The sequence below is a fragment of the Pseudomonas sp. Z1-29 genome, from assembly GCF_051131995.1.
Classification (GTDB): domain Bacteria; phylum Pseudomonadota; class Gammaproteobacteria; order Pseudomonadales; family Pseudomonadaceae; genus Aquipseudomonas.
Map to the genome: position 1 here is coordinate 5,136,314 of NZ_CP071645.1, position 21,507 is coordinate 5,157,820.

17 protein-coding genes and 2 tRNA genes are annotated in these 21,507 nt (G+C 59.4%); 1 reads left to right on the forward strand and 18 read right to left on the reverse strand.

From position 1 onward, the window contains the following. Positions 1-119 precede the first annotated feature (119 nt). The 11 genes from infB to rlmE form a co-directional block, all read right to left on the reverse strand. On the reverse strand, positions 120-2,639 hold the full coding sequence (gene infB, locus J3P84_RS23385; protein WP_434626165.1) for a translation initiation factor IF-2: 2,520 nt from the start codon (positions 2,637-2,639) through the stop codon (positions 120-122). Between the two features lie 27 nt (positions 2,640-2,666). Then, on the reverse strand, positions 2,667-4,148 hold the full coding sequence (gene nusA, locus J3P84_RS23390; protein WP_047229054.1) for a transcription termination factor NusA: 1,482 nt from the start codon (positions 4,146-4,148) through the stop codon (positions 2,667-2,669). Positions 4,149-4,207: 59 nt separating this feature from the next. Then, on the reverse strand, positions 4,208-4,666 hold the full coding sequence (gene rimP / locus J3P84_RS23395) for a ribosome maturation factor RimP (RefSeq protein WP_053118762.1): 459 nt from the start codon (positions 4,664-4,666) through the stop codon (positions 4,208-4,210). 138 nt (positions 4,667-4,804) lie between these two features. Continuing rightward, positions 4,805-4,881, reverse strand: a tRNA-Met gene (locus J3P84_RS23400). 97 nt (positions 4,882-4,978) lie between these two features. Beyond that, a tRNA-Leu gene (locus J3P84_RS23405) sits at positions 4,979-5,064 on the reverse strand. Between the two features lie 21 nt (positions 5,065-5,085). After that, on the reverse strand, positions 5,086-5,469 hold the full coding sequence (secG, locus tag J3P84_RS23410; protein WP_025211789.1) for a preprotein translocase subunit SecG: 384 nt from the start codon (positions 5,467-5,469) through the stop codon (positions 5,086-5,088). A 4-nt stretch (positions 5,470-5,473) separates the two neighbouring features. Then, positions 5,474-6,229, reverse strand: a complete 756-nt coding sequence (gene tpiA / locus J3P84_RS23415) for a triose-phosphate isomerase (RefSeq protein WP_305496904.1) — start codon at positions 6,227-6,229, stop codon at positions 5,474-5,476. A gap of 66 nt (positions 6,230-6,295) precedes the next feature. Next, the gene (gene glmM, locus J3P84_RS23420) at positions 6,296-7,633 is read right to left on the reverse strand and encodes a phosphoglucosamine mutase (RefSeq protein ID WP_434626166.1); all 1,338 of its coding nucleotides are present in this window, start codon (positions 7,631-7,633) and stop codon (positions 6,296-6,298) included. A gap of 16 nt (positions 7,634-7,649) precedes the next feature. After that, entirely contained in the window at positions 7,650-8,501 is an 852-nt protein-coding gene (gene folP / locus J3P84_RS23425) for a dihydropteroate synthase (protein ID WP_434626168.1), read from the reverse strand. An 8-nt stretch (positions 8,502-8,509) separates the two neighbouring features. After that, entirely contained in the window at positions 8,510-10,423 is a 1,914-nt protein-coding gene (gene ftsH, locus J3P84_RS23430; RefSeq protein WP_305496907.1) for an ATP-dependent zinc metalloprotease FtsH, read from the reverse strand. Positions 10,424-10,616: 193 nt separating this feature from the next. Further along, positions 10,617-11,267, reverse strand: coding sequence for a 23S rRNA (uridine(2552)-2'-O)-methyltransferase RlmE (rlmE, locus tag J3P84_RS23435; RefSeq protein WP_305496908.1), 651 nt, complete (start codon positions 11,265-11,267; stop codon positions 10,617-10,619). 107 nt (positions 11,268-11,374) lie between these two features. On the opposite strand from rlmE, the gene J3P84_RS23440 reads away from it, so the two are divergent. Next, positions 11,375-11,683: a YhbY family RNA-binding protein gene (locus J3P84_RS23440; RefSeq protein WP_181287543.1), complete on the forward strand. Its 309-nt coding sequence runs from the start codon at positions 11,375-11,377 to the stop codon at positions 11,681-11,683. Positions 11,684-11,692: 9 nt separating this feature from the next. Here J3P84_RS23440 and J3P84_RS23445 read toward each other — a convergent pair whose 3' ends face one another. From J3P84_RS23445 to dnaK, 7 genes are all read right to left on the reverse strand, one after another. Beyond that, positions 11,693-12,097, reverse strand: a complete 405-nt coding sequence (locus J3P84_RS23445) for an MFS transporter (protein WP_434626169.1) — start codon at positions 12,095-12,097, stop codon at positions 11,693-11,695. A 28-nt stretch (positions 12,098-12,125) separates the two neighbouring features. After that, a complete protein-coding gene (greA, locus tag J3P84_RS23450; protein ID WP_030139783.1) occupies positions 12,126-12,602 on the reverse strand; it encodes a transcription elongation factor GreA in 477 nt (158 codons plus the stop codon). A gap of 2 nt (positions 12,603-12,604) precedes the next feature. Then, positions 12,605-15,826 (reverse strand): carbamoyl-phosphate synthase large subunit, encoded by a 3,222-nt coding sequence (gene carB / locus J3P84_RS23455; protein ID WP_434602783.1) that lies wholly within the window; start codon positions 15,824-15,826, stop codon positions 12,605-12,607. 105 nt (positions 15,827-15,931) lie between these two features. Beyond that, positions 15,932-17,068 (reverse strand): glutamine-hydrolyzing carbamoyl-phosphate synthase small subunit, encoded by a 1,137-nt coding sequence (gene carA, locus J3P84_RS23460; RefSeq protein ID WP_186639522.1) that lies wholly within the window; start codon positions 17,066-17,068, stop codon positions 15,932-15,934. A gap of 254 nt (positions 17,069-17,322) precedes the next feature. Continuing rightward, complete coding sequence (gene dapB, locus J3P84_RS23465) at positions 17,323-18,129, reverse strand: 4-hydroxy-tetrahydrodipicolinate reductase (protein ID WP_305496916.1); 807 nt, start codon at positions 18,127-18,129, stop codon at positions 17,323-17,325. 9 nt (positions 18,130-18,138) lie between these two features. Continuing rightward, on the reverse strand, positions 18,139-19,263 hold the full coding sequence (dnaJ, locus tag J3P84_RS23470; protein WP_030139779.1) for a molecular chaperone DnaJ: 1,125 nt from the start codon (positions 19,261-19,263) through the stop codon (positions 18,139-18,141). A 290-nt stretch (positions 19,264-19,553) separates the two neighbouring features. Beyond that, positions 19,554-21,470, reverse strand: a complete 1,917-nt coding sequence (gene dnaK, locus J3P84_RS23475; RefSeq protein WP_434602781.1) for a molecular chaperone DnaK — start codon at positions 21,468-21,470, stop codon at positions 19,554-19,556. Positions 21,471-21,507 lie beyond the last annotated feature (37 nt).

The following is a 21,507-nucleotide window of genomic DNA, read 5'->3' on the forward strand; positions in this document are numbered from 1 at the left end:
GTCTGAAAGCGGCAAACGCCCGGCCTGGCAAAAGCCAGACCGGGCGTTGCGTTTAGAGTCCGCCAGCCAGGCAGCGCATATTCATGCGACTGCCCGGTACGGCTCTTGAAGTACGCGAGTCAGAGGCTGCGAGCAACCTGGACCTTCTCGAAGACTTCGATCTTGTCGCCGACCTTGACGTCGTTGTAGCTCTTGACGCCGATACCGCATTCCATGCCGGCACGTACTTCGGAAGCGTCATCCTTGAAGCGGCGCAGGGATTCCAGCTCGCCTTCGAAGATCACGATGTCTTCACGCAATACGCGGATCGGACGGTTACGGTGAACGACACCTTCGATCACCATGCAACCGGCGATCGCGCCGAACTTCGGCGAACGGAACACATCGCGCACTTCGGCCACGCCCAGGATGTTCTCGCGAACGTCGCTGCCGAGCATACCGGTCAAGGCTTTCTTGACGTCTTCGATGATGTCGTAGATCACGTTGTAGTAACGCATATCCAGGCCTTCCTGCTCGACGATCTTGCGCGCGCCGGCATCGGCACGCACGTTGAAGCCGAACAGTACAGCGTTGGAAGCGAGTGCCAGGTTGGCGTCGGATTCGGTGATACCACCGACACCGCCACCGACAACGCGCACTTGCACTTCGTCGTTACCCAGGCCATTCAAGGCGCCGTTCAACGCTTCGAGCGAACCACGGACGTCGGATTTGAGGACGATGTTGAGCGTCTTCTTCTCTTCCTGGCCCATGTTCTCGAAGATGTTTTCCAGCTTGCCGGCGTGAGCGCGAGCCAGTTTGACTTCGCGGAACTTGCCTTGACGGAACAGAGCCACTTCACGGGCCTTCTTCTCGTCAGCCACAACGCTCATCTCGTCGCCAGCATCCGGGGTACCGTCCAGACCGAGGATCTCGACCGGGATAGCCGGACCGGCTTCCTTGATTGGCTTGCCGTTCTCGTCGAGCATGGCGCGCACGCGGCCATAGTTCGAACCGACCAGCACCATGTCGCCCTGACGCAGGGTACCGTCCTGAACCAGGACGGTCGCGACCGGACCACGGCCCTTGTCGAGACGCGATTCAACGACCACGCCACGGCCAGGAGCCGAAGGTGTAGCGGTCAACTCCAGAACTTCGGCTTGTAACAGAACGGCTTCGAGCAGTTCGTCAACGCCGGTACCCATCTTCGCCGAGACCGGAACGAAAGGAGTGTCGCCACCCCACTCTTCGGAGGTCACGCCGTGGACCGACAGTTCGCTGCGGATGCGATCGAGATCGGCGCCCGGCTTGTCGATCTTGTTCACCGCAACCACCAGCGGCACGCCAGCAGCCTTGGCATGCTGAACGGCTTCGATGGTTTGCGGCATCACGCCGTCGTCCGCTGCAACCACCAGGATCACGATGTCGGTTGCCTTGGCACCACGGGCACGCATCGCGGTAAACGCGGCGTGGCCCGGGGTATCGAGGAACGTCACCATGCCGCGGTCGGTTTCAACGTGGTACGCGCCGATGTGCTGGGTGATACCACCGGCTTCGCCAGCGGCTACCTTGGCACGACGGATGTAGTCGAGCAGCGAGGTTTTACCGTGGTCAACGTGACCCATGACGGTCACGACCGGCGCACGGGAAACAGCTTCACCTTCAAACTTCAGGGACTCGGCCAGGGAATCTTCCAGGGCGGTGTCGCTGACCAGGGTCACTTTGTGGCCCAGCTCTTCGGCGACCAGTTGGGCAGTTTCCTGGTCCAGTACCTGGTTGATGGTGGCTGGCGTGCCCAGCTTGAACATGAACTTGATGATTTCAGCAGCCTTGACCGACATCTGCTGGGCCAGATCGCCCACAGTGATGGTCTCGCCGATCTTCACTTCACGCACGACAGGGCCGGTAGGGCTCTGGAAACCGTGGGCGTTGCGTTTCTTCAGCTTGGCCTTGCCGCGACCGCCGCGACGGAAGCCATCGCTTTCTTCGTCGGTGGTACGTGGCGCAACACGCGGCGCAGGCGCCTTCTCCTTGACCGAAGCACGATGAGGAGCGTTTTTGCGCTCGCCATCGCCACTGCCACGACGGTTATCGTCGGCACGTGGTTTGTCCGGACGACGCTGTTCGTCGCGCTTGCGGGTGTCCGCCGGCGCCGGAGCAGCTGCCAGGACAGGAGCGCTTTCACGCACTGGCTCAGCTGCCGCCGCAGGTGTCTCGACCACTTCGGCTGGAGCAGATTGCGCAGCAGCAGGCTGGCGACGCGCTTCTTCTTCGGCGCGACGCTTGGCTTCTTCTTCAGCCTTCTGACGTGCAGCATTTTCTGCCGCGCGACGTTCTTCCAGTTCGCGTTTGCGCTCGGCTTCGATTTCTTCCGGGCTGCGCTGTACGAAGACTTTCTTCTTGCGTACTTCAACGCTGATGCTTTTGCTACCGGCAACACGCAGGGTGCTGGTGGTTTTACGCTGCAGAGTGATCTTGCGCGGTTCTTCCACTTTCGCCTTGTGACTGCTCTTCAAGTGAGTGAGCAGGGACTGCTTCTCACTGTCGGTCACATGTTCCTCGGCGGCGGTGTGCGGCAGACCTGCCTCACGCATCTGCTGCAACAGGCGCTCTACCGGTGTTTTGACCTCATCGGCCAGTTGTTTCACCGTGACTTGCGTCATGCACTTCTCTCCTCAGGCCGCGCCTAATTACTCGAACCAGTGGGCTCGGGCGGCCATGATCAACTTGCCGGCACGATCATCGTCAATGCCGTCGATGTCGAGCAGATCGTCAATAGACTGCTCGGCCAGGTCTTCGCGGGTAATTACGCCGCGCACCGCCAGTTCCATCGCCAAATCCTTGTCCATGCCCTCAAGCGAGAGCAGGTCTTCGGCCGGATGGGCGTCTGCCAGCTTTTCCTCAGTAGCGATGGCTTTGGTCAACAAGCGATCCTTGGCACGAGCGCGAAGCTCGTTGACGATGTCCTCGTCAAAGCCGTCGATGTTGAGCATTTCCTCCACCGGTACGTAGGCAATCTCTTCCAGGCTGGTAAAGCCTTCATCCACCAGCACCTGCGCCAGCTCTTCATCGACTTCAAGCTCTTCGATGAAGTTGCGCAGGATGTCGCCGGTTTCAGCTTGCTGCTTGGCCTGGATGTCCGATTCGGTCATCACGTTCAGGGTCCAGCCAGTCAATTGGCTAGCCAGACGCACGTTCTGACCACCGCGACCGATGGCCTGAGCGAGATTGTCTGCGCCAACGGCGATGTCCATGGCATGGGCATCCTCGTCGACGATAATTGCCGCCACTTCAGCGGGCGACATGGCATTGATCACGAACTGAGCCGGGTTATCGTCCCACAGGACGATATCCACACGCTCGCCGCCCAACTCGCCGGATACGGCCTGGACGCGCGAACCACGCATGCCGATGCAGGCACCTTGCGGGTCAATGCGCTTGTCCTTGGAGCGGACCGCGATCTTGGCCCGCGAACCCGGATCACGGGAGGCGGCCATTACTTCGATCAGGCCTTCAGCAATTTCCGGCACTTCGATGCGGAACAACTCGATCAGCATTTCCGGCGCGGTACGCGACAGGATCAGCTGCGGGCCGCGGTTCTCGGTGCGGATTTCCTTGAGCAGCGCACGCAACCGCACGCCAACACGGAAAGTTTCGCGAGAAATGATGTCTTCACGGGCCAGCAATGCTTCGGCATTGTTGCCCAGATCAACGATCACGTTGTCGCGGGTGACTTTTTTAACGGTGCCGGAGATGATCTCTCCCAGGCGCTCGCGATAGGCATCGACGACTTGCGCGCGCTCGGCTTCGCGAACTTTCTGCACAATGACCTGCTTGGCAGTCTGTGCAGCAATGCGGCCAAACTCGATGGACTCGATTTTTTCTTCGACGACATCACCCACCTTGGCGCCAGGATGCGTTTCTGCAACCTTGCTCGGCCAGGTTTCGATAGCCGGATCATCCAGGTCGGCCTCCTCGACTACCGTCCAGCGACGGAAAGTCTCGTAGGCACCTGTGTGGCGATTGATCTCCACACGCAAATCAACTTCGTCTTCGAAGCGCTTCTTGGTAGCAGTGGCCAGGGCCAGCTCCAGTGCTTCAAAAATAACGTTAGCCGGTACGCCCTTTTCATTGGATACCGACTCAACAACCAGCAGTACTTCTTTGCTCATCGTACGCCTCGCCTTTCGCAAGCCATTGGATCCGCGGGATCCGCAGTATCTGGCACGTATCAGTCAAAACTGGGAATAATGTTGGCCTTGTCGATCATATCGATCGGCAACAGGAACTCATGGTCATCTACCTGCACCACGACATCCTGTTCTTCCACACCGCGCAGAAGGCCTTGGAAGTTGCGTCGGCCTTCAAAGGGCGAGCGCAGCTTGATCTTCACTTGTTCACCGGCAAACAAAGCGAACTGTTCAAGAGTGAACAGAGGGCGTTCCATGCCAGGCGAGGAAACTTCAAGGGTGTATTCGGAGGTGATGGGATCTTCAACATCCAGCACACCACTGATCTGACGGCTGACGATGGCGCAATCATCCACCAACACGCCGCCTTCCTTATCGATATAAACGCGCAACAGTGAGTGGCGACCTTGAGCCGAAAACTCAATACCCCAGCATTCATAGCCAAGGGCCACGACCACCGGGGCCAACAAGGCCTGCAACTGTTCTAGCTTGCTCGACACCTGAACCCCCTCGTGCATGTATGTGCATGCCATGCAAATAAAAAAAAATGGGCGAATCGCCCATCCCTGAAACGCCGTCGAACAGCGGCGTTGTAAATGTCCAGCTAACAAAAAGCCCCTTGGAAGGGGCCCTGAAACTGGTTGCGGGAGCCGGATTTGAACCGACGACCTTCGGGTTATGAGCCCGACGAGCTACCAGGCTGCTCCATCCCGCGACAAAGCTGGGGCGGAAGTATACGACCGATCCTTTACAGGGTCAATGTAACGCTTCCACCTACAAGAAAGCCCGCAATTGCGGGCTCTCCTGATAATTGGTACCGAGAAGGGGACTCGAACCCCTACACCCTATGGGCACAACCACCTCAAGGTTGCGTGTCTACCAATTCCACCACCTCGGCAATACAGCGTTTGAAACCTTCTTACTTCTGCTCTTGAGCTGGAGGTACGTCAGTCGCCGGATTGGCCGACTTTTGCTCTTGAAGCACCGGGACATCATCAGAAGCCGGTTGTTGCTTTGGCGCTTCCAACACCGCTGGGTTTGGCAAACCTACCTGAGTCAGCTCATGAGCCTTCTCTTTAGCAAAGTAACCTAACCCCAAGCTGGTTATGAAGAAACCGGCGGCGAGTATAGCAGTAAACTTACTAAGAAAGGTAGAGGAACCTTGGCTTCCGAATACAGTATTTGAAGCACCTGCACCGAAAGACGCACCAGCATCCGCACCTTTACCCTGCTGCAGCAATACGAGAGCAACTACACCCAGTGCGCCCAGCAGATGAAAAACGACTACGACTGTTTCCAGCATTTTTTCAGTTTCCCGCGGCGCGACAGATCGCACCGAACTCATCTGCATTCAGGGACGCTCCACCAATGAGCCCCCCATCGATATCCGGCATGCCGAACAGTTCGACCGCATTGGCCGCCTTCACGCTGCCGCCGTATAGAAGCCGCACACCTCGTGCCACTTCAGAATTTTCTTGCGCCAACTGCGCGCGGATGGCGGCGTGCACATCCTGCGCTTGTTGAGGCGAAGCAGTCAGCCCGGTGCCAATGGCCCAGACCGGCTCGTAAGCGATGACTGCCTTTGCAAAAGCACCGACACCCAGGTCCTCGATGATGCTGCCCAACTGGCGAGCGACAACTTCGAGAGTCTTGCCTGCCTCACGCTGTTCGAGGGTCTCCCCTACGCACAACACCGGAATCAGACCACAAGCCTGTGCCGCGGCAAATTTGCGAATCAGGGTCTTGTCCTGCTCGCCCATGATCAGGCGACGCTCGGAATGACCGACCAGGACCAGTGAACACCCTGCGTCCACCAGCTGACTCGGCGCGATTTCACCGGTCAACGCACCCTGCATGGATTCCACTGCAGAGTTTTGTGCACCGACCGAAATCGACTTGCCTTTCAAGCCATCAACCACTTGGTTGATATACAGGCAAGGCGGGAACACCGCCACATCAACACCGCTTGGCAAGGCCAGGTTACGAAGGCCCTTGATCAGCTCAGCGACGCTGGCGCGGGTACCGTGCATCTTCCAGTTACCAGCTACCATAGGGCGACGCATGCTGTACCTCGTCGGTCAAAGTGGGCGCAGATGTTACCCAACGGATTCATGACTGGCAAGCCGAATTCAGGCAGAAACTTCAGTAACCAGCTTCGCCAGCTCTTCGGCATAACCGCGGACCTGTACTTCATCCTCGCCTTCGACCATGACGCGCACCAAAGGCTCCGTGCCAGACTTGCGCAACAACACCCGTCCACGCCCGGCCATTGCCTGTGTTATGCGCTCGCTGGCCTGCTTGACCGTCGCATGTTCAAGAGGACTGACACCTCCACCAAAACGCACATTGATCAATACTTGCGGACATTTGCGCAGCGCCTGGCGCGACTGCGCCAGCCCTTCGTTACGGGCCTTGAGCGCCATCAGCACTTGCAGCGCAGCGATGATCGCATCACCGGTGGTGGTATGGTCGAAGCAGACGATGTGGCCGGAATTCTCGCCTCCGATCACCCAGTTGCGCTCCAGCAATTCCGAGATCACGTAGCGGTCGCCGACATTAGCCCGGACGAATGGGATATCCAGATCCGCCAAGGCCAATTCAAGCCCGAGGTTGCTCATCAACGTACCAACCACGCCGCCCTGCAGCTTGCCGCGACCATGCAGATCGCGCGCGATGATGAACAGCAACTCATCACCATCAACGACCGTACCGGTATGGTCGACCATCAACACCCGGTCACCGTCACCGTCGAAAGCGATCCCGAGATCGGCATGTTCGGCCAGGACCGCAGCCTGCAATGCCTCGGTATGGGTCGAGCCGCAATTGTGGTTGATGTTCAGCCCGTTGGGCTGGGCAGAGAGCACCACCACCTCGGCGCCCAATTCGCGAAAAACGCTGGGCGCGACCTTATAGGTTGCGCCATGCGCGCAATCGACAACGATTTTCAGACCGGAAAAGCTCGTACCGGTTGGAACACTGCCTTTGCAGAACTCGATATAACGACCCGATGCATCGTTGATCCGCGACACCTTGCCGATCTTGCTCGACTCGACCACCGTCATCGGCGCATCCAGCAGCTCTTCGATCATCAGCTCGATTTCATCCGGCAGCTTGGTGCCCTTGCCAGAGAAAAACTTGATGCCGTTGTCGTCATGAGGATTGTGCGAAGCACTGATCACAATACCCGCCTGGGCCTGGAATGTACGGGTCAGGTAGGCAATGGCCGGCGTCGGCATCGGGCCCAGCAACATCACATCGGCACCCGCCGACGTAAGGCCGGCCTCGAGAGCCGATTCGAACATGTAGCCGGAAATCCGCGTGTCCTTGCCGACCAGCACCTTGCATGCGCCCATCTTGCGGAACGCCATGCCGGCGGCCCAGCCGAGCTTGAGCATGAAATCAGGGGTAATAGGGTATTCGCCGACCCGACCACGAATACCGTCGGTGCCAAAATATTTCTTGCTCATAAGTGCTCCGTCATTCTTATTCGGCTGAATCCACTGCGTCGATCATCCGCACGACATCCATCGTTTCGGCTACATCATGCACGCGCAAAATGCGCGCACCTTTGGTAAGGGCCAAGGCAGCCAGGGCGAGACCGCCATACAAGCGCTCACCCACCGGCCGGCCCAAGGCATTGCCTATCATGCTCTTTCGCGAGACGCCAACCAACAGGGGCCGCCCCAGCGCATGCAAGGCTTCCATATGCTTGAACAGGCTCAGGTTGTGAGCCAGGGTCTTGGCAAAGCCGAACCCGGGATCAAGGATGACCCGCTCGGCAGGAATGCCCACGCCAGCACACTGGTCCAGGCGCTCCGCGAGGAACCCCGCCACTTCCCTGGTCACATCATCATAGTGCGGATCGTCCTGCATGGTCCCCGGCTCGCCGAGCATATGCATCAGACACACCGGCAAGCCGGTTGCCGCCGCGGCGTCCAGCGCGCCGTCGCGCCGCAAGGACCGGACATCATTGATCAGTCCCGCCCCCAGCCGCGCTGCCTCGCGCATGACCGCTGGCGTAGAGGTATCAACCGAAATGATGACATCAAGCTCGCGGTGTATACGCTCGACAATCGGCGCCACTCGCTCCAGCTCCTCGGTAGGTGATACTGCCCGCGCACCGGGACGGGTCGATTCACCGCCGACATCGATCAGCGTTGCGCCCGCTGCCACCATGGCCTCGGCATGCCGCAATGCAGCGTCGAGCTGGCAGAATCTTCCACCATCGGAAAAGGAATCGGGAGTGACATTAAGAATGCCCATGACGTGCGCACGGGCCAAATCAAGAAACCGGTTGCCGCAAGGCAACCGGTTAGAGGACTGAACAGAAGTCATTTCAAGCCTTAGACGTCGGCGGCCGGACCACCGATGGGCGTCTCGGGACGCTCACCCTGTACCGCTGGCGGCGTACCGGAGGTACCCGTGCCACCACCGGACCAGTCACGAGGCTCACGAGGTGTGCGGCCGGCCATGATGTCGTCGATCTGCTCGGCATCGATGGTTTCATATTTCATCAGTGCGTCAGCCATCGCGTCCAGTTTGTCGCGGTTGTCCGTAAGGATCTGCTTGGCCGTGCCGTAGCACTGGTCAATGATGCTGCGAACTTCCGAGTCGATCAGCTTGGCCGTCTCACCAGAGAAGCTTGCATGCTGGCCACCGCCGCCGCGACCCAGGAACACTTCGCCCTCTTCCTCGGCATACATCAACGGACCAAGCTTTTCGGACAAGCCCCACTTGGTAACCATGTTCCGGGCAATCTGGCTTGCGCGCATGATGTCGTTGGAGGCACCTGTCGTCACGCCGTCAAAGCCCAACGTCATTTCCTCGGCGATACGGCCACCGTACAGCGAACAGATCTGGCTGATCAGCGCGCGCTTGGACAGGCTGTAACGGTCCTCTTCCGGCAGGAACATCGTCACACCCAGCGCACGACCGCGCGGAATGATCGAAACCTTGTACACCGGATCATGCTCAGGCACGACACGACCGACGATGGCATGTCCTGCCTCGTGGTAAGCGGTGTTCTGCTTTTCCTTTTCCGACATGACCATGGATTTGCGCTCGGCGCCCATCATGATCTTGTCCTTGGCGAGTTCGAACTCCTTCATTTCCACGACACGCTTGCCGGAACGAGCAGCAAACAGCGACGCTTCGTTTACCAGGTTCGCCAGGTCAGCACCGGAGAAACCCGGTGTGCCGCGAGCGATGACGGCCGGAGCAACGTCATCCCCCATTGGCACCTTGCGCATGTGAACCTTCAGGATCTGCTCGCGACCACGAATGTCCGGCAGCCCCACCACGACCTGACGGTCAAAACGACCTGGACGCAGCAGCGCAGGGTCGAGCACGTCAGGACGGTTGGTGGCGGCGATCACGATGATGCCGTCATTCATCTCGAAACCGTCCATCTCGACCAGCAACTGGTTGAGGGTCTGCTCGCGCTCATCGTGACCGCCGCCCATGCCGGCACCACGGTGGCGACCAACGGCGTCGATCTCGTCGATGAAGATGATGCATGGCGCGTGCTTTTTCGCCTGTTCGAACATGTCGCGAACACGGCTGGCACCGACGCCGACAAACATCTCGACGAAGTCGGAACCGGAAATGGTGAAGAACGGAACCTTGGCTTCGCCGGCGATTGCCTTGGCGAGCAAGGTTTTACCGGTACCAGGTGGCCCCACCATCAGTACGCCGCGGGGAATGCGTCCGCCCAGGCGCTGGAACTTGCCCGGATCACGCAGGAATTCAACCAGCTCGCCGACCTCTTCCTTGGCTTCATCGCAACCGGCGACGTCAGCCAGGGTGGTCTTGACCTGATCTTCGGACAATAGTCGGGCCTTGCTCTTGCCGAAACTCATCGGCCCGCCCTTCCCTCCAGCCCCGCCCTGCATCTGGCGCATGAAGAACATGAACACCGCGATGATCACCAGGATCGGGAAGCTCGCGACCAGGAGCTGGGTCCAGATACTTTGCTGCTCAGGCTGCTTGCCTTCGATCACGACGTGATTGTCCACCAGGTCGCCGATCAGACCATTGTCCTGGATCGCCGGACGAATGGTCTTGAAGCTGTCGCCATCGCTGCGCTTGCCGGTAATCACATAACCATCAACGGCTACGCGCTCGACCTTGCCTTCCTTGACCTGCTGGAGGAAATCGGAATAGTTGAGGGTCTGCGGCTCGTTAGGGCTGGAGAAGTTGTTCATCACGGTCACAAGGACAGCGGCGATGATCAACCACAGGATCAGATTCTTTGCCATATCGTTCAATTAACTACCCTCTGAAGCAAGCTCCGCTACTGGCGCGCGCTTCGCATGATATTCACCGGCCTAACTTACTACATTACCTGCGACTCTGGCAGGCGCCGTCTGTAACCCTTTGTGAAACTTTGACTCGCGCAATTTTCGTTACGCGACGCCCGCAATGCGATACAAAAAAAACTATCGGCCTGTTTCAAAGCCGCTCATCACTGGAAGCGCCTTCGATTCCGCGAAACCCTCGCGCCAGCAGATACTGCTCGCGAGAGCGGTCGCGGGACGACAAAGGCTTGCGCATCTGCACCTTGTCGAACAATTTGCGCATGCCCTTGTGGTATTCATCGAAGCCTTCACCCTGGAAGACCTTGATCAGGAAATCACCACCCGGACGCAGAACCCGCCCCGCCAGATCAAGGGCCAGCTCGCTGAGGAACATTGCACGAGGCATGTCGACAGCCGCCAATCCACTCATATTGGGGGCCATATCGGAAATCACAAGGTCGACTTGCGTATTTCCGACGGCCTCGAGGATTTGCGCCAATACGGCGTCCTCGGTGAAATCACCCTGAATAAAGGTCACGTCAGGGATGCTGTCCATTTCCAGGATGTCTGAAGCGATCAATCGCCCCTGGCCACCAATCAGACGACTGGTCACCTGCGACCAGCCACCCGGCGCCGCACCGAGGTCGATCACGGTCATGCCAGGACGAATCAGGCGATCCTTCTCCTGGATCTCCAGTAATTTATAGCTGGCGCGCGAGCGATAACCGTCTTTTTGCGCCATTTTGACGTACGGATCGTTGAAATGCTCTCTGAGCCAGTTCTGGCTAGTCTTGGAACGGGCCACGGGCCACCTCTGAAAAATAAATCGGGTCGTGATTAAGTGGGCGGTCCCGGACTCGCTCGGGTAAACTGGCCGCCGCTTTTTACAAGATCAGACGCAGGGGTCAGATTATGCCGCTCACTCAAGAGCAGAAGAAACAATACAAATCCATCGGCCACCATCTGAAACCGGTTTTGACTGTGGCTGACAACGGTTTGACTGAAGGTGTCCTCGCTGAACTGGAACGCGCCCTCGGCGATCACGAGCTGATCAAGATCAAGCTCAACATCCTCGACCGCGAAGCCCGCCTGGCTGCCGTTGCCGAGCTGTGCAAGGTCGGCAAGGCTGACCTGGTCCAGGTCATCGGCAAGATGGCGCTGATTTATCGCAAGAATTTCAGCGTCAACAAGCAACTGTCGAACGTTCACCGCTTCAAATGATGCAAACGGTCAAGGGTGTGCTTCGCGCACCCTGCCGCTCCATCCGGGAACCGGCTGCAACACCAGCACCAGGCCGGAAAAACCCAGCACCAGATAGCTGAATACCTGCCATTGGCTCGCGTCCGGCCAGCCGAGACGCACCGCCAGGAACATCCCGCAAGCGTACAAGGCCATGAGCAGCAATTGCCCACGAATGTCGCGCCATAGACTGCCAAGACCCTCGGCCTGAACCAGCACCAAAGCCTGGAATATCACGCACACTGCTGAAAAGCCCACCAGCAGCGCCGTCAGCATACCCGCGATTTCATTGATGAGCAGCGGTGCCAGGCCAATCCGACCCAGCACCGGCAGCAGACCGATATGCAACAACCAGACGCCGCCCACCCATAACATCTGGGTGAGCTGCCAGATCATGGCACCCGCACGCAGCGGGTGCCTTCGTTCAGATATGACGGACTTCGACAATCTCGTACTCAATGACACCGCCAGGTGTCTTCACGGCAACCACATCACCCTCTTCCTTGGCAATCAAGGCGCGGGCGATAGGCGAGCCGACTGAAATCTTGCCGAGCTTGATGTCCGCCTCGTCCTCGCCAACGATCTGGTAAGTGACGCTTTCATCAGTCTCGACGTTGGCGATTTCCACGGTAGTGCCGAAAATCACTTTGCCAGTGTGCGGAATCGTCGTGACGTCGATGATCACCGCATTCTGCATGCGGCCTTCGATGTCACGGACACGCGCCTCGACCATGCCCTGCTCCTCTCGGGCAGCGTGGTATTCGGCGTTTTCCTTCAGGTCGCCCAGTTCACGGGCTTCACCGATCGCCTGGCTCAAGCGCGGGCGCTCGACCTTGGTCAGGAAAGCGTGCTCTTCCTCCAGGGCCTTCGCGCCCTGAACAGTCATCGGGTACTTGGTTATGCTCATGCCTTCAATCCTGCATGTAGATCCTGCAAGCGACGTACGGTCTTCTCGGGTCCGAACTTGAGCGCTTCGCAGATCGCTTCGCCGGCAGCAATAGTCGTGGTGCAGTAGATCTTATGCTGCAGCGCATTGCGACGAATGGAATAGGAATCGGCGATCGATTGACGGCCTTCGGTGGTGTTGATGATCAGCGTGACTTCGTCATTCTTGATCATGTCGACCACGTGCGGACGACCCTCGGTCACCTTGTTCACGCGGCGCACTTTCAGGCCCGCCGCCTCGATCAGCTTGGCGGTACCGGCAGTGGCGACCACTTCGAAACCCAAGTTGATCAGATCACGGGCCACGCCCGCAACCAGTGGCTTGTCGTCATCACGCACGCTGATGAACGCCGTGCCGCCCGTTGGCAGGACTTCGCTGGCGCCCATCTGGGCCTTGGCAAAGGCCTCGCCGAAGGTGTCGCCAACACCCATCACTTCACCGGTGGATTTCATTTCCGGGCCGAGGATCGGGTCAACGCCAGGGAATTTGGCGAATGGGAACACCGCCTCTTTCACACTGTAGAAGTTCGGGATGATTTCCTTGGTAAAGTTCAGCTCTGCCAAGGTTTTACCGGCCATCACGCGAGCAGCGATCATCGCAAGGGAAACACCGATGCACTTGGACACGAACGGTACGGTCCGGGAGGCGCGCGGGTTGACTTCGATGACATAGATGTCTTCGCCCTGAAGCGCCAGCTGCACGTTCATCAGGCCGACAACCCCGAGCTCCAGGGCCATTTTCTTGACCTGTTCACGCATCTCGTCCTGGATGTGAGCCGGCAACGAATACGGCGGCAGCGAACAGGCGGAGTCACCGGAGTGAACGCCTGCCTGCTCGATGTGCTGCATGATTGCGCCGATCACGACATCCTTGCCGTCGCAGACCGCGTCCACGTCCATTTCGATGGCGCAGTTGAGGAAGTGGTCGAGCAGAACCGGGCTGTCATTGGACACCTGGACCGCTTCGCGCAGGTAGCGCTTGAGTTCGTCTTCCTGGTAAACGATTTCCATCGCACGGCCGCCCAGTACGTAGGACGGGCGCACCACCAGCGGATAACCGATCTTCGCCGCTGCACGAATCGCTTCGTCTTCGCTGCGCACGGTGGCGTTTGGTGGCTGGCGCAGGTTAAGGCGCTCGACCATCTGCTGGAAGCGCTCGCGGTCTTCGGCGCGGTCGATGGCATCCGGGCTGGTGCCGATGATCGGCACGCCGGCGGCTTCGAGGGCGCGGGCCAGTTTCAGAGGGGTCTGCCCGCCGTACTGGACGATCACGCCTTTTGGCTTCTCGACACGGACGATTTCCAGCACGTCCTCCAGGGTCACTGGCTCGAAGTACAGGCGATCAGAGGTGTCGTAGTCGGTGGAAACGGTCTCCGGGTTGCAGTTGACCATGATGGTTTCGTAACCATCGTCGCGCAGCGCCAGTGCCGCGTGGACGCAGCAGTAGTCGAACTCGATGCCCTGGCCGATCCGGTTCGGACCGCCGCCCAGGATCATGATCTTGTCCCGGGTCGAAGGCGCGGCTTCGCACTCTTCTTCGTACGTGGAGTACAGGTAGGCAGTGTCGGTGGCGAACTCGGCCGCGCAGGTGTCGACGCGCTTGTAGACCGGGAAGACTTCCAGCTTGTGGCGGTGAGTGCGCAGGCTCTTTTCGGTGACACCCAGCAGCTTGGCCAGGCGCATGTCGGAGAAGCCCTTGCGCTTGAGACCCAGCATCGTGTTGCGATCGATGCTGGACATGCCCATGGTCTTGACCTTCTCTTCTTCCTTGATCAGATCTTCGATCTGCACCAGGAACCAAGGGTCGATCATGTTCATGTCGAAAATCTGCTCGACAGTCATGCCGGCGCGGAAGGCATCCGCCACGTACCAGATACGCTCGGCGCCCGGCACGGTCAGCTCGCGCTTGAGCTCGCTCATGCTTTCCGGCTTGCTCAGGTCCAGCTTCGGATCGAGGCCGCAGACACCCACTTCCAAGCCACGAAGGGCTTTTTGCAGGGATTCCTGGAAAGTCCGGCCGATGGCCATGACTTCACCCACCGATTTCATCTGGGTGGTCAGGCGCGCGTCAGCCTTGGCGAATTTTTCGAAGGCGAAACGCGGCAGCTTGGTCACCACGTAGTCGATGGACGGCTCGAAGGACGCCGGAGTCTTGCCGCCGGTGATGTCGTTCGACAGTTCGTCCAGGGTGTAGCCGACGGCCAGCTTGGCGGCGACCTTGGCGATCGGGAAGCCGGTGGCCTTCGAGGCCAGGGCCGACGAACGGGATACGCGCGGGTTCATCTCGATGACCACCATGCGGCCAGTGTTCGGGCAGATGCCGAACTGGACGTTGGAGCCACCGGTTTCCACGCCGATCTCGCGCAGTACCGCCAGGGAGGCGTTACGCAGGATCTGATATTCCTTGTCGGTCAGGGTCTGGGCCGGCGCAACGGTGATCGAGTCGCCGGTGTGCACGCCCATCGGGTCGAAGTTTTCGATGGAGCAAACGATGATGCAGTTGTCCTTTTTGTCCCGGACAACTTCCATTTCGTATTCTTTCCAACCGATCAGGGACTCGTCGATCAGCAGTTCCTTGGTTGGCGACAGGTCCAGGCCTCGGGCGCAGATTTCTTCGAATTCTTCACGGTTGTAGGCGATGCCACCACCCGTGCCGCCCATGGTGAAGGACGGACGGATGATGCAAGGGAAGCCGAGGCGTTCCAGCACGGCGTTGGCTTCTTCCATGCTGTGGGCGATGCCCGAGCGTGGGCAGTCCAGGCCGATGGATTTCATCGCCTTGTCGAAGCGCGAACGATCTTCGGCCTTGTCGATGGTGTCGGCATTGGCGCCGATCATTTCCACACCGAACTTCTCCAGGACGCCTTCGCGCTCCAGGTCCAGAGCGCAGTTCAGTGCGGTCTGGCCACCCATGGTCGGCAGCAATGCGTCCGGGCGCTCCTTCTCGATGATCTTGGCAACGGTCTGCCATTTGATCGGTTCGATGTAGGTGGCGTCGGCCATCGACGGGTCGGTCATGATGGTGGCCGGGTTGGAGTTCACCAGGATGACGCGATAACCCTCCTCGCGCAGGGCCTTGCAAGCCTGGGCGCCGGAGTAGTCGAATTCGCAGGCCTGGCCGATCACGATCGGGCCAGCGCCGAGAATCAGGATGCTTTTTATGTCTGTACGTTTTGGCATGGGTTTGTCACTCAAATCCGCAGGTCAGTCGGCTAGGCCGTCGAACAATCTTTGAAGCGCCCGAAGGGGCCGCCGTTTTCGGGGCCGCCCTCGGGTTTCACGCGGTCAGCGTCGCTTGGCCATCTCATTGATGAAGCGATCGAACAGCGGCGCCACATCGTTCGGGCCCGGGCTCGCCTCAGGGTGGCCCTGGAAGCTGAACGCGCTCTTGTCGGTACGCTCGATGCCTTGCAGCGTGCCGTCGAACAGCGACTTGTGGATGGCCCGTACGTTGGCCGGCAGGGTCGCCTCGTCAACCGCAAAACCGTGGTTCTGGCTGGTGATCATGACGACACCGGTATCCAGGTCCTGGACCGGGTGGTTGGCACCGTGGTGGCCGTGGCCCATTTTCAGGGTCTTGGCGCCCGAAGCCAGGGCCAGCAACTGGTGCCCCAGGCAGATACCGAATACCGGGATCTCGGTTTCCAGCACGTCCTTGATCGCCTGGATCGCGTAGTCGCATGGCTCCGGGTCACCCGGACCGTTGGACAGGAACACGCCGTCGGGCTTGAGGGCCAGGACGTCAGCCGCGGGGGTCTGGGCCGGCACTACGGTAACGCGGCAACCGCGCGCGACCAGCATGCGCAGGATGTTCAGCTTGACGCCGTAATCGTAGGCGACTACGTGATACGGCAGTTCGGAAGCCTCGATCGTCGCGTGGCTATCGGTTTTCAAGTCCCAGACCGAGGAGCGCCACTCGTACTGTTTCTTGGTGCTGACGACTTTCGCCAGGTCCATGCCCTTGAGGCCTGGGAAACCCTGGGCAGCGGCAATGGCGGCCTCGTCGGAAATATTGTCACCGGCCATGATGCAGCCGTTCTGCGCGCCTTTTTCCCGCAGGATGCGGGTCAGGCGGCGGGTGTCGATACCGGCGATCGCCACGACGTTGTTGGCTTTCAGGTAGTCGGACAGGGACATCTTGTTACGCCAGTTGCTCGCTACCAGCGGCAGGTCGCGGATGACCAGGCCAGCGGACCAGACACGATCGGACTCGGCATCTTCCGGCGTGGTGCCGGTATTGCCAATGTGCGGGTAAGTCAGGGTAACGATTTGCTGGGCGTAGGAAGGATCGGTAAGAATTTCCTGATAGCCGGTCATTGCGGTGTTAAACACCACCTCACCAACGGTCTGACCGTCGGCTCCAATGGCTTCGCCGCGAAAAATGCTGCCATCAGCAAGGGCGAGTATGGCTGGCTTAGTCAAGAAGACCTCCCGTAAATAAAGCCTGAAAGGGCGATCGCAGGTTGTAAAAAAGCGGAGTGACGTATGGACACGTCACCCCGCTTGTTCACTGAATTATTCTGCGCGCTTTTAGTGGACACACTAAAGCTGTAGCTTACAGAAAAAGGCTTTTTTGGTCCACCGCTAATGAGCCTTAAAGGCAGGGGAATGCGACAGGCCGTCGCGAAGCGGTGTAAAACGGGGCTCAGTGTAACCTGAACCCCGCCTTGAAGGCATCAACGCAGGTCGAGAACGTCCTGCATGTCGTACAAGCCGGGCTCGCGACCATCCAGCCACAGCGCGGCACGCACGGCGCCCTTGGCGAAAGTCATCCGACTCGACGCCTTGTGCGTAATCTCCAGGCGCTCACCCTCGGTGGCGAACAGCACGGTGTGATCACCTACCACGTCGCCACCACGTACGGTGGCGAAACCGATGGTGTCTCGCTCACGCGCACCGGTGTGCCCCTGGCGCCCATACACGGCCACTTCCTGCAGGTCACGACCCAGCGCATCGGCAATCACTTCCCCCATGCGCAAGGCTGTTCCCGAAGGCGCATCGATCTTGTGACGGTGATGCGCCTCGATGATTTCGATATCCGCATCATCACCCAACACCCGCGCCGTCAGGTCCAGCAGCTTGAGCGAGAGATTCACGCCCACGCTGAAGTTCGCCGCGAACACGATCGGAATGTCCTTGCCGGCATCGGCCAACAATTGCTTCTGCGCGGCGTCCAGGCCGGTCGTGCCGATGACCATGGCCTTGCCGGCCTTGCGGCAGGTGGCGAGGTTTTTCAGCATGACTTCCGGCAGGGTGAAGTCGATCAGGACGTCAAATTCATCGAGTACCTTTTCCAGCCCACCGGACATTGGCACGCCGATACGTCCGATCGAGGCCAGCTCGCCAGCATCGGCGCCCACCAGCGTACTGTCGGGCCGGACGATGGCAGCCGTCAGGCCAGAGAGCGGCGAGCGCTGCTGCACCGCCTCGACCAGCGCCTTGCCCATACGCCCCGCGGCGCCCATCACAGCTATACGTCGCATGCCCACTCCTTACAGATCGCCGAAGAAGCGCTTCACACCTTCGAACCAACCGGTGGTTTTCGGCGAGTGGCTGTTGTCATCCGCCAGGGAACTGCGGAACTCTTCCAACAGCTCCCGCTGGCGCCGGCTCAGGTTGACCGGTGTCTCTACCGCGACGCGGCACATCAGGTCGCCCGCACCGCCGCCACGCACTGGAGCCACGCCCTTGCCGCGAATGCGGAACTGCTTGCCGGTTTGAGTTCCCTCGGGAATCTTCAGCTTGACGCGACCATCAAGGGTCGGGATTTCAAGCTCACCGCCCAAGGCCGCATCAACAAAACTGATCGGAACTTCGCAGAACAGATGCTTGCCATCACGCTGGAAGATCGCGTGCTCGCGCACGTTGATTACTACATACAGATCGCCGGTCGGGCCGCCCTGGGCACCCGCCTCGCCTTCGCCGGACAGACGAATGCGGTCGCCGGTATCGACACCGGCCGGCACTTTGACCGACAGCGTCTTGTACTCTTCGACACGCCCTTCGCCGTGGCAGGAGTCGCACGGATCGGAAATGATCTTGCCCTGGCCATGGCAACGCGGGCAGGTCTGCTGGACCGAGAAGAAGCCCTGCTGCATGCGAACCTGGCCGATGCCGCCGCAAGTCGGGCAGGTGACCGGCGAGGAGCCCTTCTTGGCGCCCGAACCGTCGCACGGCTTGCAATTGACCAGCGTCGGCACCCGGATATTCACGGTAGTACCGCGCACCGCTTCTTCCAGGTTCAGCTCCAGCGTGTAGCGCAAATCGCTGCCACGCTGGGCACCACCACGGGCGCCGCCGCGGCCGCCGCCAAAAAAATCACTGAACACATCGCCGAAGATATCGGAGAAGTTCTGGCCGCCGAAACCGGCACCGCCGCCACCCATGCTCGGGTCGACACCGGCATGCCCGTATTGGTCGTAGGCCGCGCGCTTGCTGGAATCGGACAGAACTTCGTAAGCCTCGTTGGCTTCCTTGAACATCTCTTCCGACGCTTTATCGCCGGGATTACGGTCTGGGTGGTGCTTCATCGCCAGGCGACGGTAAGCCTTTTTCAGCTCTGCCTCGCTGGCTCCCCGCTCGACACCCAATACTTCGTAAAAATCACGCTTCGCCATTAGTCTTTGCACTCTTATAGGACGTCCGGCAAACCTCTCCTGAACCTTGCCAAACTCGTTGAGCCCCAATACAGGCCCGGACCCAACTCACGTCGATTCAACGATCCTGGTCTCGGCGCATATCGCCCGGAAAGCAGGAGCATTCCCGAACACACCGCCAGCACCCGAACGCTGTCGCATGCTGTAAAAATTCACTGACTCCAGACACGCCAACGCGGGAGCAAGCTCCCGCGCGGCGACATCCTACCAGCCACCGCACAAACGCAGTCAACCGGCCGACCAACAAGCGATTACTTGTTGTCTTTCACTTCTTCGAACTCAGCGTCGACCACGTCATCGGCTTTCTCGGCCGATTCGCCTTGCTGCGCAGCACCTTCAGCTGGCTGGGCCTGCTCGGCATACATCTTCTGGGCCACTGGCGCGGAGACTTTCGACAGCTCTTCGATCTTCGCTTCGATGGCAGCCTTGTCGTCGCCTTTGACGGCAGCTTCAAGGGCAACCACGGCAGCTTCGATCGCGGTCTTCTCTTCAGCAGTCACTTTGTCGCCGGCATCGGCAACCATCTTGCGAGTCGAGTGAACCAGGGCGTCGCCCTGGTTACGAGCACTGGCCAGCTCTTCGAACTTGCGGTCTTCCTCGGCGTTGACTTCAGCGTCGCGAACCATCTGCTGAATTTCTTCCTCGGACAGACCGGAGTTGGCCTTGATCACGATCGACTGGGTCTTGCCGGTGGCCTTGTCTTTCGCGCCGACGTGCAGGATGCCGTTGGCGTCGATGTCGAAAGTCACTTCGATTTGTGGCACACCGCGTGGAGCCGGTGGAATCTCAGCCAGGTCGAACTTGCCCAAGGACTTGTTCTGGGCCGCTTGCTTGCGCTCACCCTGCAGCACGTGGATGGTCACGGCGCTCTGGTTGTCGTCGGCCGTCGAGAACACCTGGGATTTCTTGGTAGGAATCGTGGTGTTTTTCTCGATCAGCGCGGTCATCACGCCGCCCATGGTTTCGATACCCAGGGTCAGCGGGCTGACGTCGAGCAGCAGAACGTCCTTCACATCACCGGCCAGAACGGCGCCCTGGATGGCAGCACCCATGGCAACGGCTTCGTCCGGGTTCACGTCCTTACGTGCTTCTTTACCGAAGAAATCGGTAACCAGCTTCTGGACCAGCGGCATACGGGTCTGGCCGCCGACCAGGATCACGTCGTTGATCGAGCCGACGTCGATACCGGCGTCCTTCATCGCAATGCGGCAAGGTTCGATGGTGCGCTGAACCAGGTCTTCCACCAGCGCTTCGAGCTTGGCGCGGGAAATTTTCACGTTCAGGTGCTTCGGACCGGTGGCGTCTGCGGTGATGTAAGGCAGGTTCACGTCGGTCGACTGGCTCGAAGACAGCTCGATCTTGGCTTTTTCAGCAGCCTCTTTCAGACGCTGCATGGCCAGCGGGTCACCCTTGAGGTTCATGCCGCTTTCTTTCTTGAACTCGTCGACGAGGTAGTCGATCAGGCGGATGTCGAAGTCTTCACCACCGAGGAACGTGTCGCCGTTGGTTGCCAATACTTCGAACTGGTGCTCGCCATCGACTTCGGCGATTTCGATCACGGAAACGTCGAAAGTACCGCCACCCAGGTCATAAACGATCACGGTGTGATCGCCCTTGGCCTTGTCCATACCGTAGGCCAGAGCGGCCGCGGTTGGTTCGTTGATGATACGTTTCACGTCCAGGCCAGCGATGCGGCCGGCATCTTTGGTCGCCTGGCGCTGGCTGTCGTTGAAGTAGGCAGGAACGGTGATGACCGCTTCAGTCACTGGCTCGCCGAGGTAGTCTTCGGCGGTTTTCTTCATTTTTTTCAGGATTTCAGCCGAGATCTGTGGCGGCGCCATTTTCTGGCCGTTCACTTCAACCCATGCGTCGCCGTTGTCAGCCTTGGCGATTTTGTAAGGCACCATCTTGATGTCTTTCTGCACGACTTCTTCGTCGAACTTGCGGCCGATCAGACGCTTCACCGCGTACAGGGTGTTATGCGGATTGGTCACAGCCTGACGCTTGGCGGACTGGCCCACCAGGATCTCGCCATCGTTGGCGTAAGCGATGATCGACGGCGTGGTACGCGCGCCTTCAGCATTCTCGATGACTTTGGCCTTGCCGTTTTCCAGCACGGAGACGCACGAGTTGGTGGTCCCCAGGTCGATACCGATAATCTTGCCCATGTTAACTCTCCCGGAACTTGAATTTTTTTGCCGCAGC

Excerpts from the sequence above, each read along its gene's own strand:
- infB (WP_434626165.1), bottom strand. The coding sequence starts at position 2,639 with ATGACGCAAGTCACGGTGAAACAACTGGCCGATGAGGTCAAAACACCG.
- nusA (WP_047229054.1), bottom strand. The coding sequence starts at position 4,148 with ATGAGCAAAGAAGTACTGCTGGTTGTTGAGTCGGTATCCAATGAAAAG.
- secG (WP_025211789.1), bottom strand. The coding sequence starts at position 5,469 with ATGCTGGAAACAGTCGTAGTCGTTTTTCATCTGCTGGGCGCACTGGGT.
- tpiA (WP_305496904.1), bottom strand. The coding sequence starts at position 6,229 with ATGCGTCGCCCTATGGTAGCTGGTAACTGGAAGATGCACGGTACCCGC.
- glmM (WP_434626166.1), bottom strand. The coding sequence starts at position 7,633 with ATGAGCAAGAAATATTTTGGCACCGACGGTATTCGTGGTCGGGTCGGC.
- folP (WP_434626168.1), bottom strand. The coding sequence starts at position 8,501 with ATGACTTCTGTTCAGTCCTCTAACCGGTTGCCTTGCGGCAACCGGTTT.
- ftsH (WP_305496907.1), bottom strand. The coding sequence starts at position 10,423 with ATGGCAAAGAATCTGATCCTGTGGTTGATCATCGCCGCTGTCCTTGTG.
- J3P84_RS23440 (WP_181287543.1), top strand. The coding sequence starts at position 11,375 with ATGCCGCTCACTCAAGAGCAGAAGAAACAATACAAATCCATCGGCCAC.
- J3P84_RS23445 (WP_434626169.1), bottom strand. The coding sequence starts at position 12,097 with ATGATCTGGCAGCTCACCCAGATGTTATGGGTGGGCGGCGTCTGGTTG.
- carB (WP_434602783.1), bottom strand. The coding sequence starts at position 15,826 with ATGCCAAAACGTACAGACATAAAAAGCATCCTGATTCTCGGCGCTGGC.
- dapB (WP_305496916.1), bottom strand. The coding sequence starts at position 18,129 with ATGCGACGTATAGCTGTGATGGGCGCCGCGGGGCGTATGGGCAAGGCG.
- dnaJ (WP_030139779.1), bottom strand. The coding sequence starts at position 19,263 with ATGGCGAAGCGTGATTTTTACGAAGTATTGGGTGTCGAGCGGGGAGCC.
- dnaK (WP_434602781.1), bottom strand. The coding sequence starts at position 21,470 with ATGGGCAAGATTATCGGTATCGACCTGGGGACCACCAACTCGTGCGTC.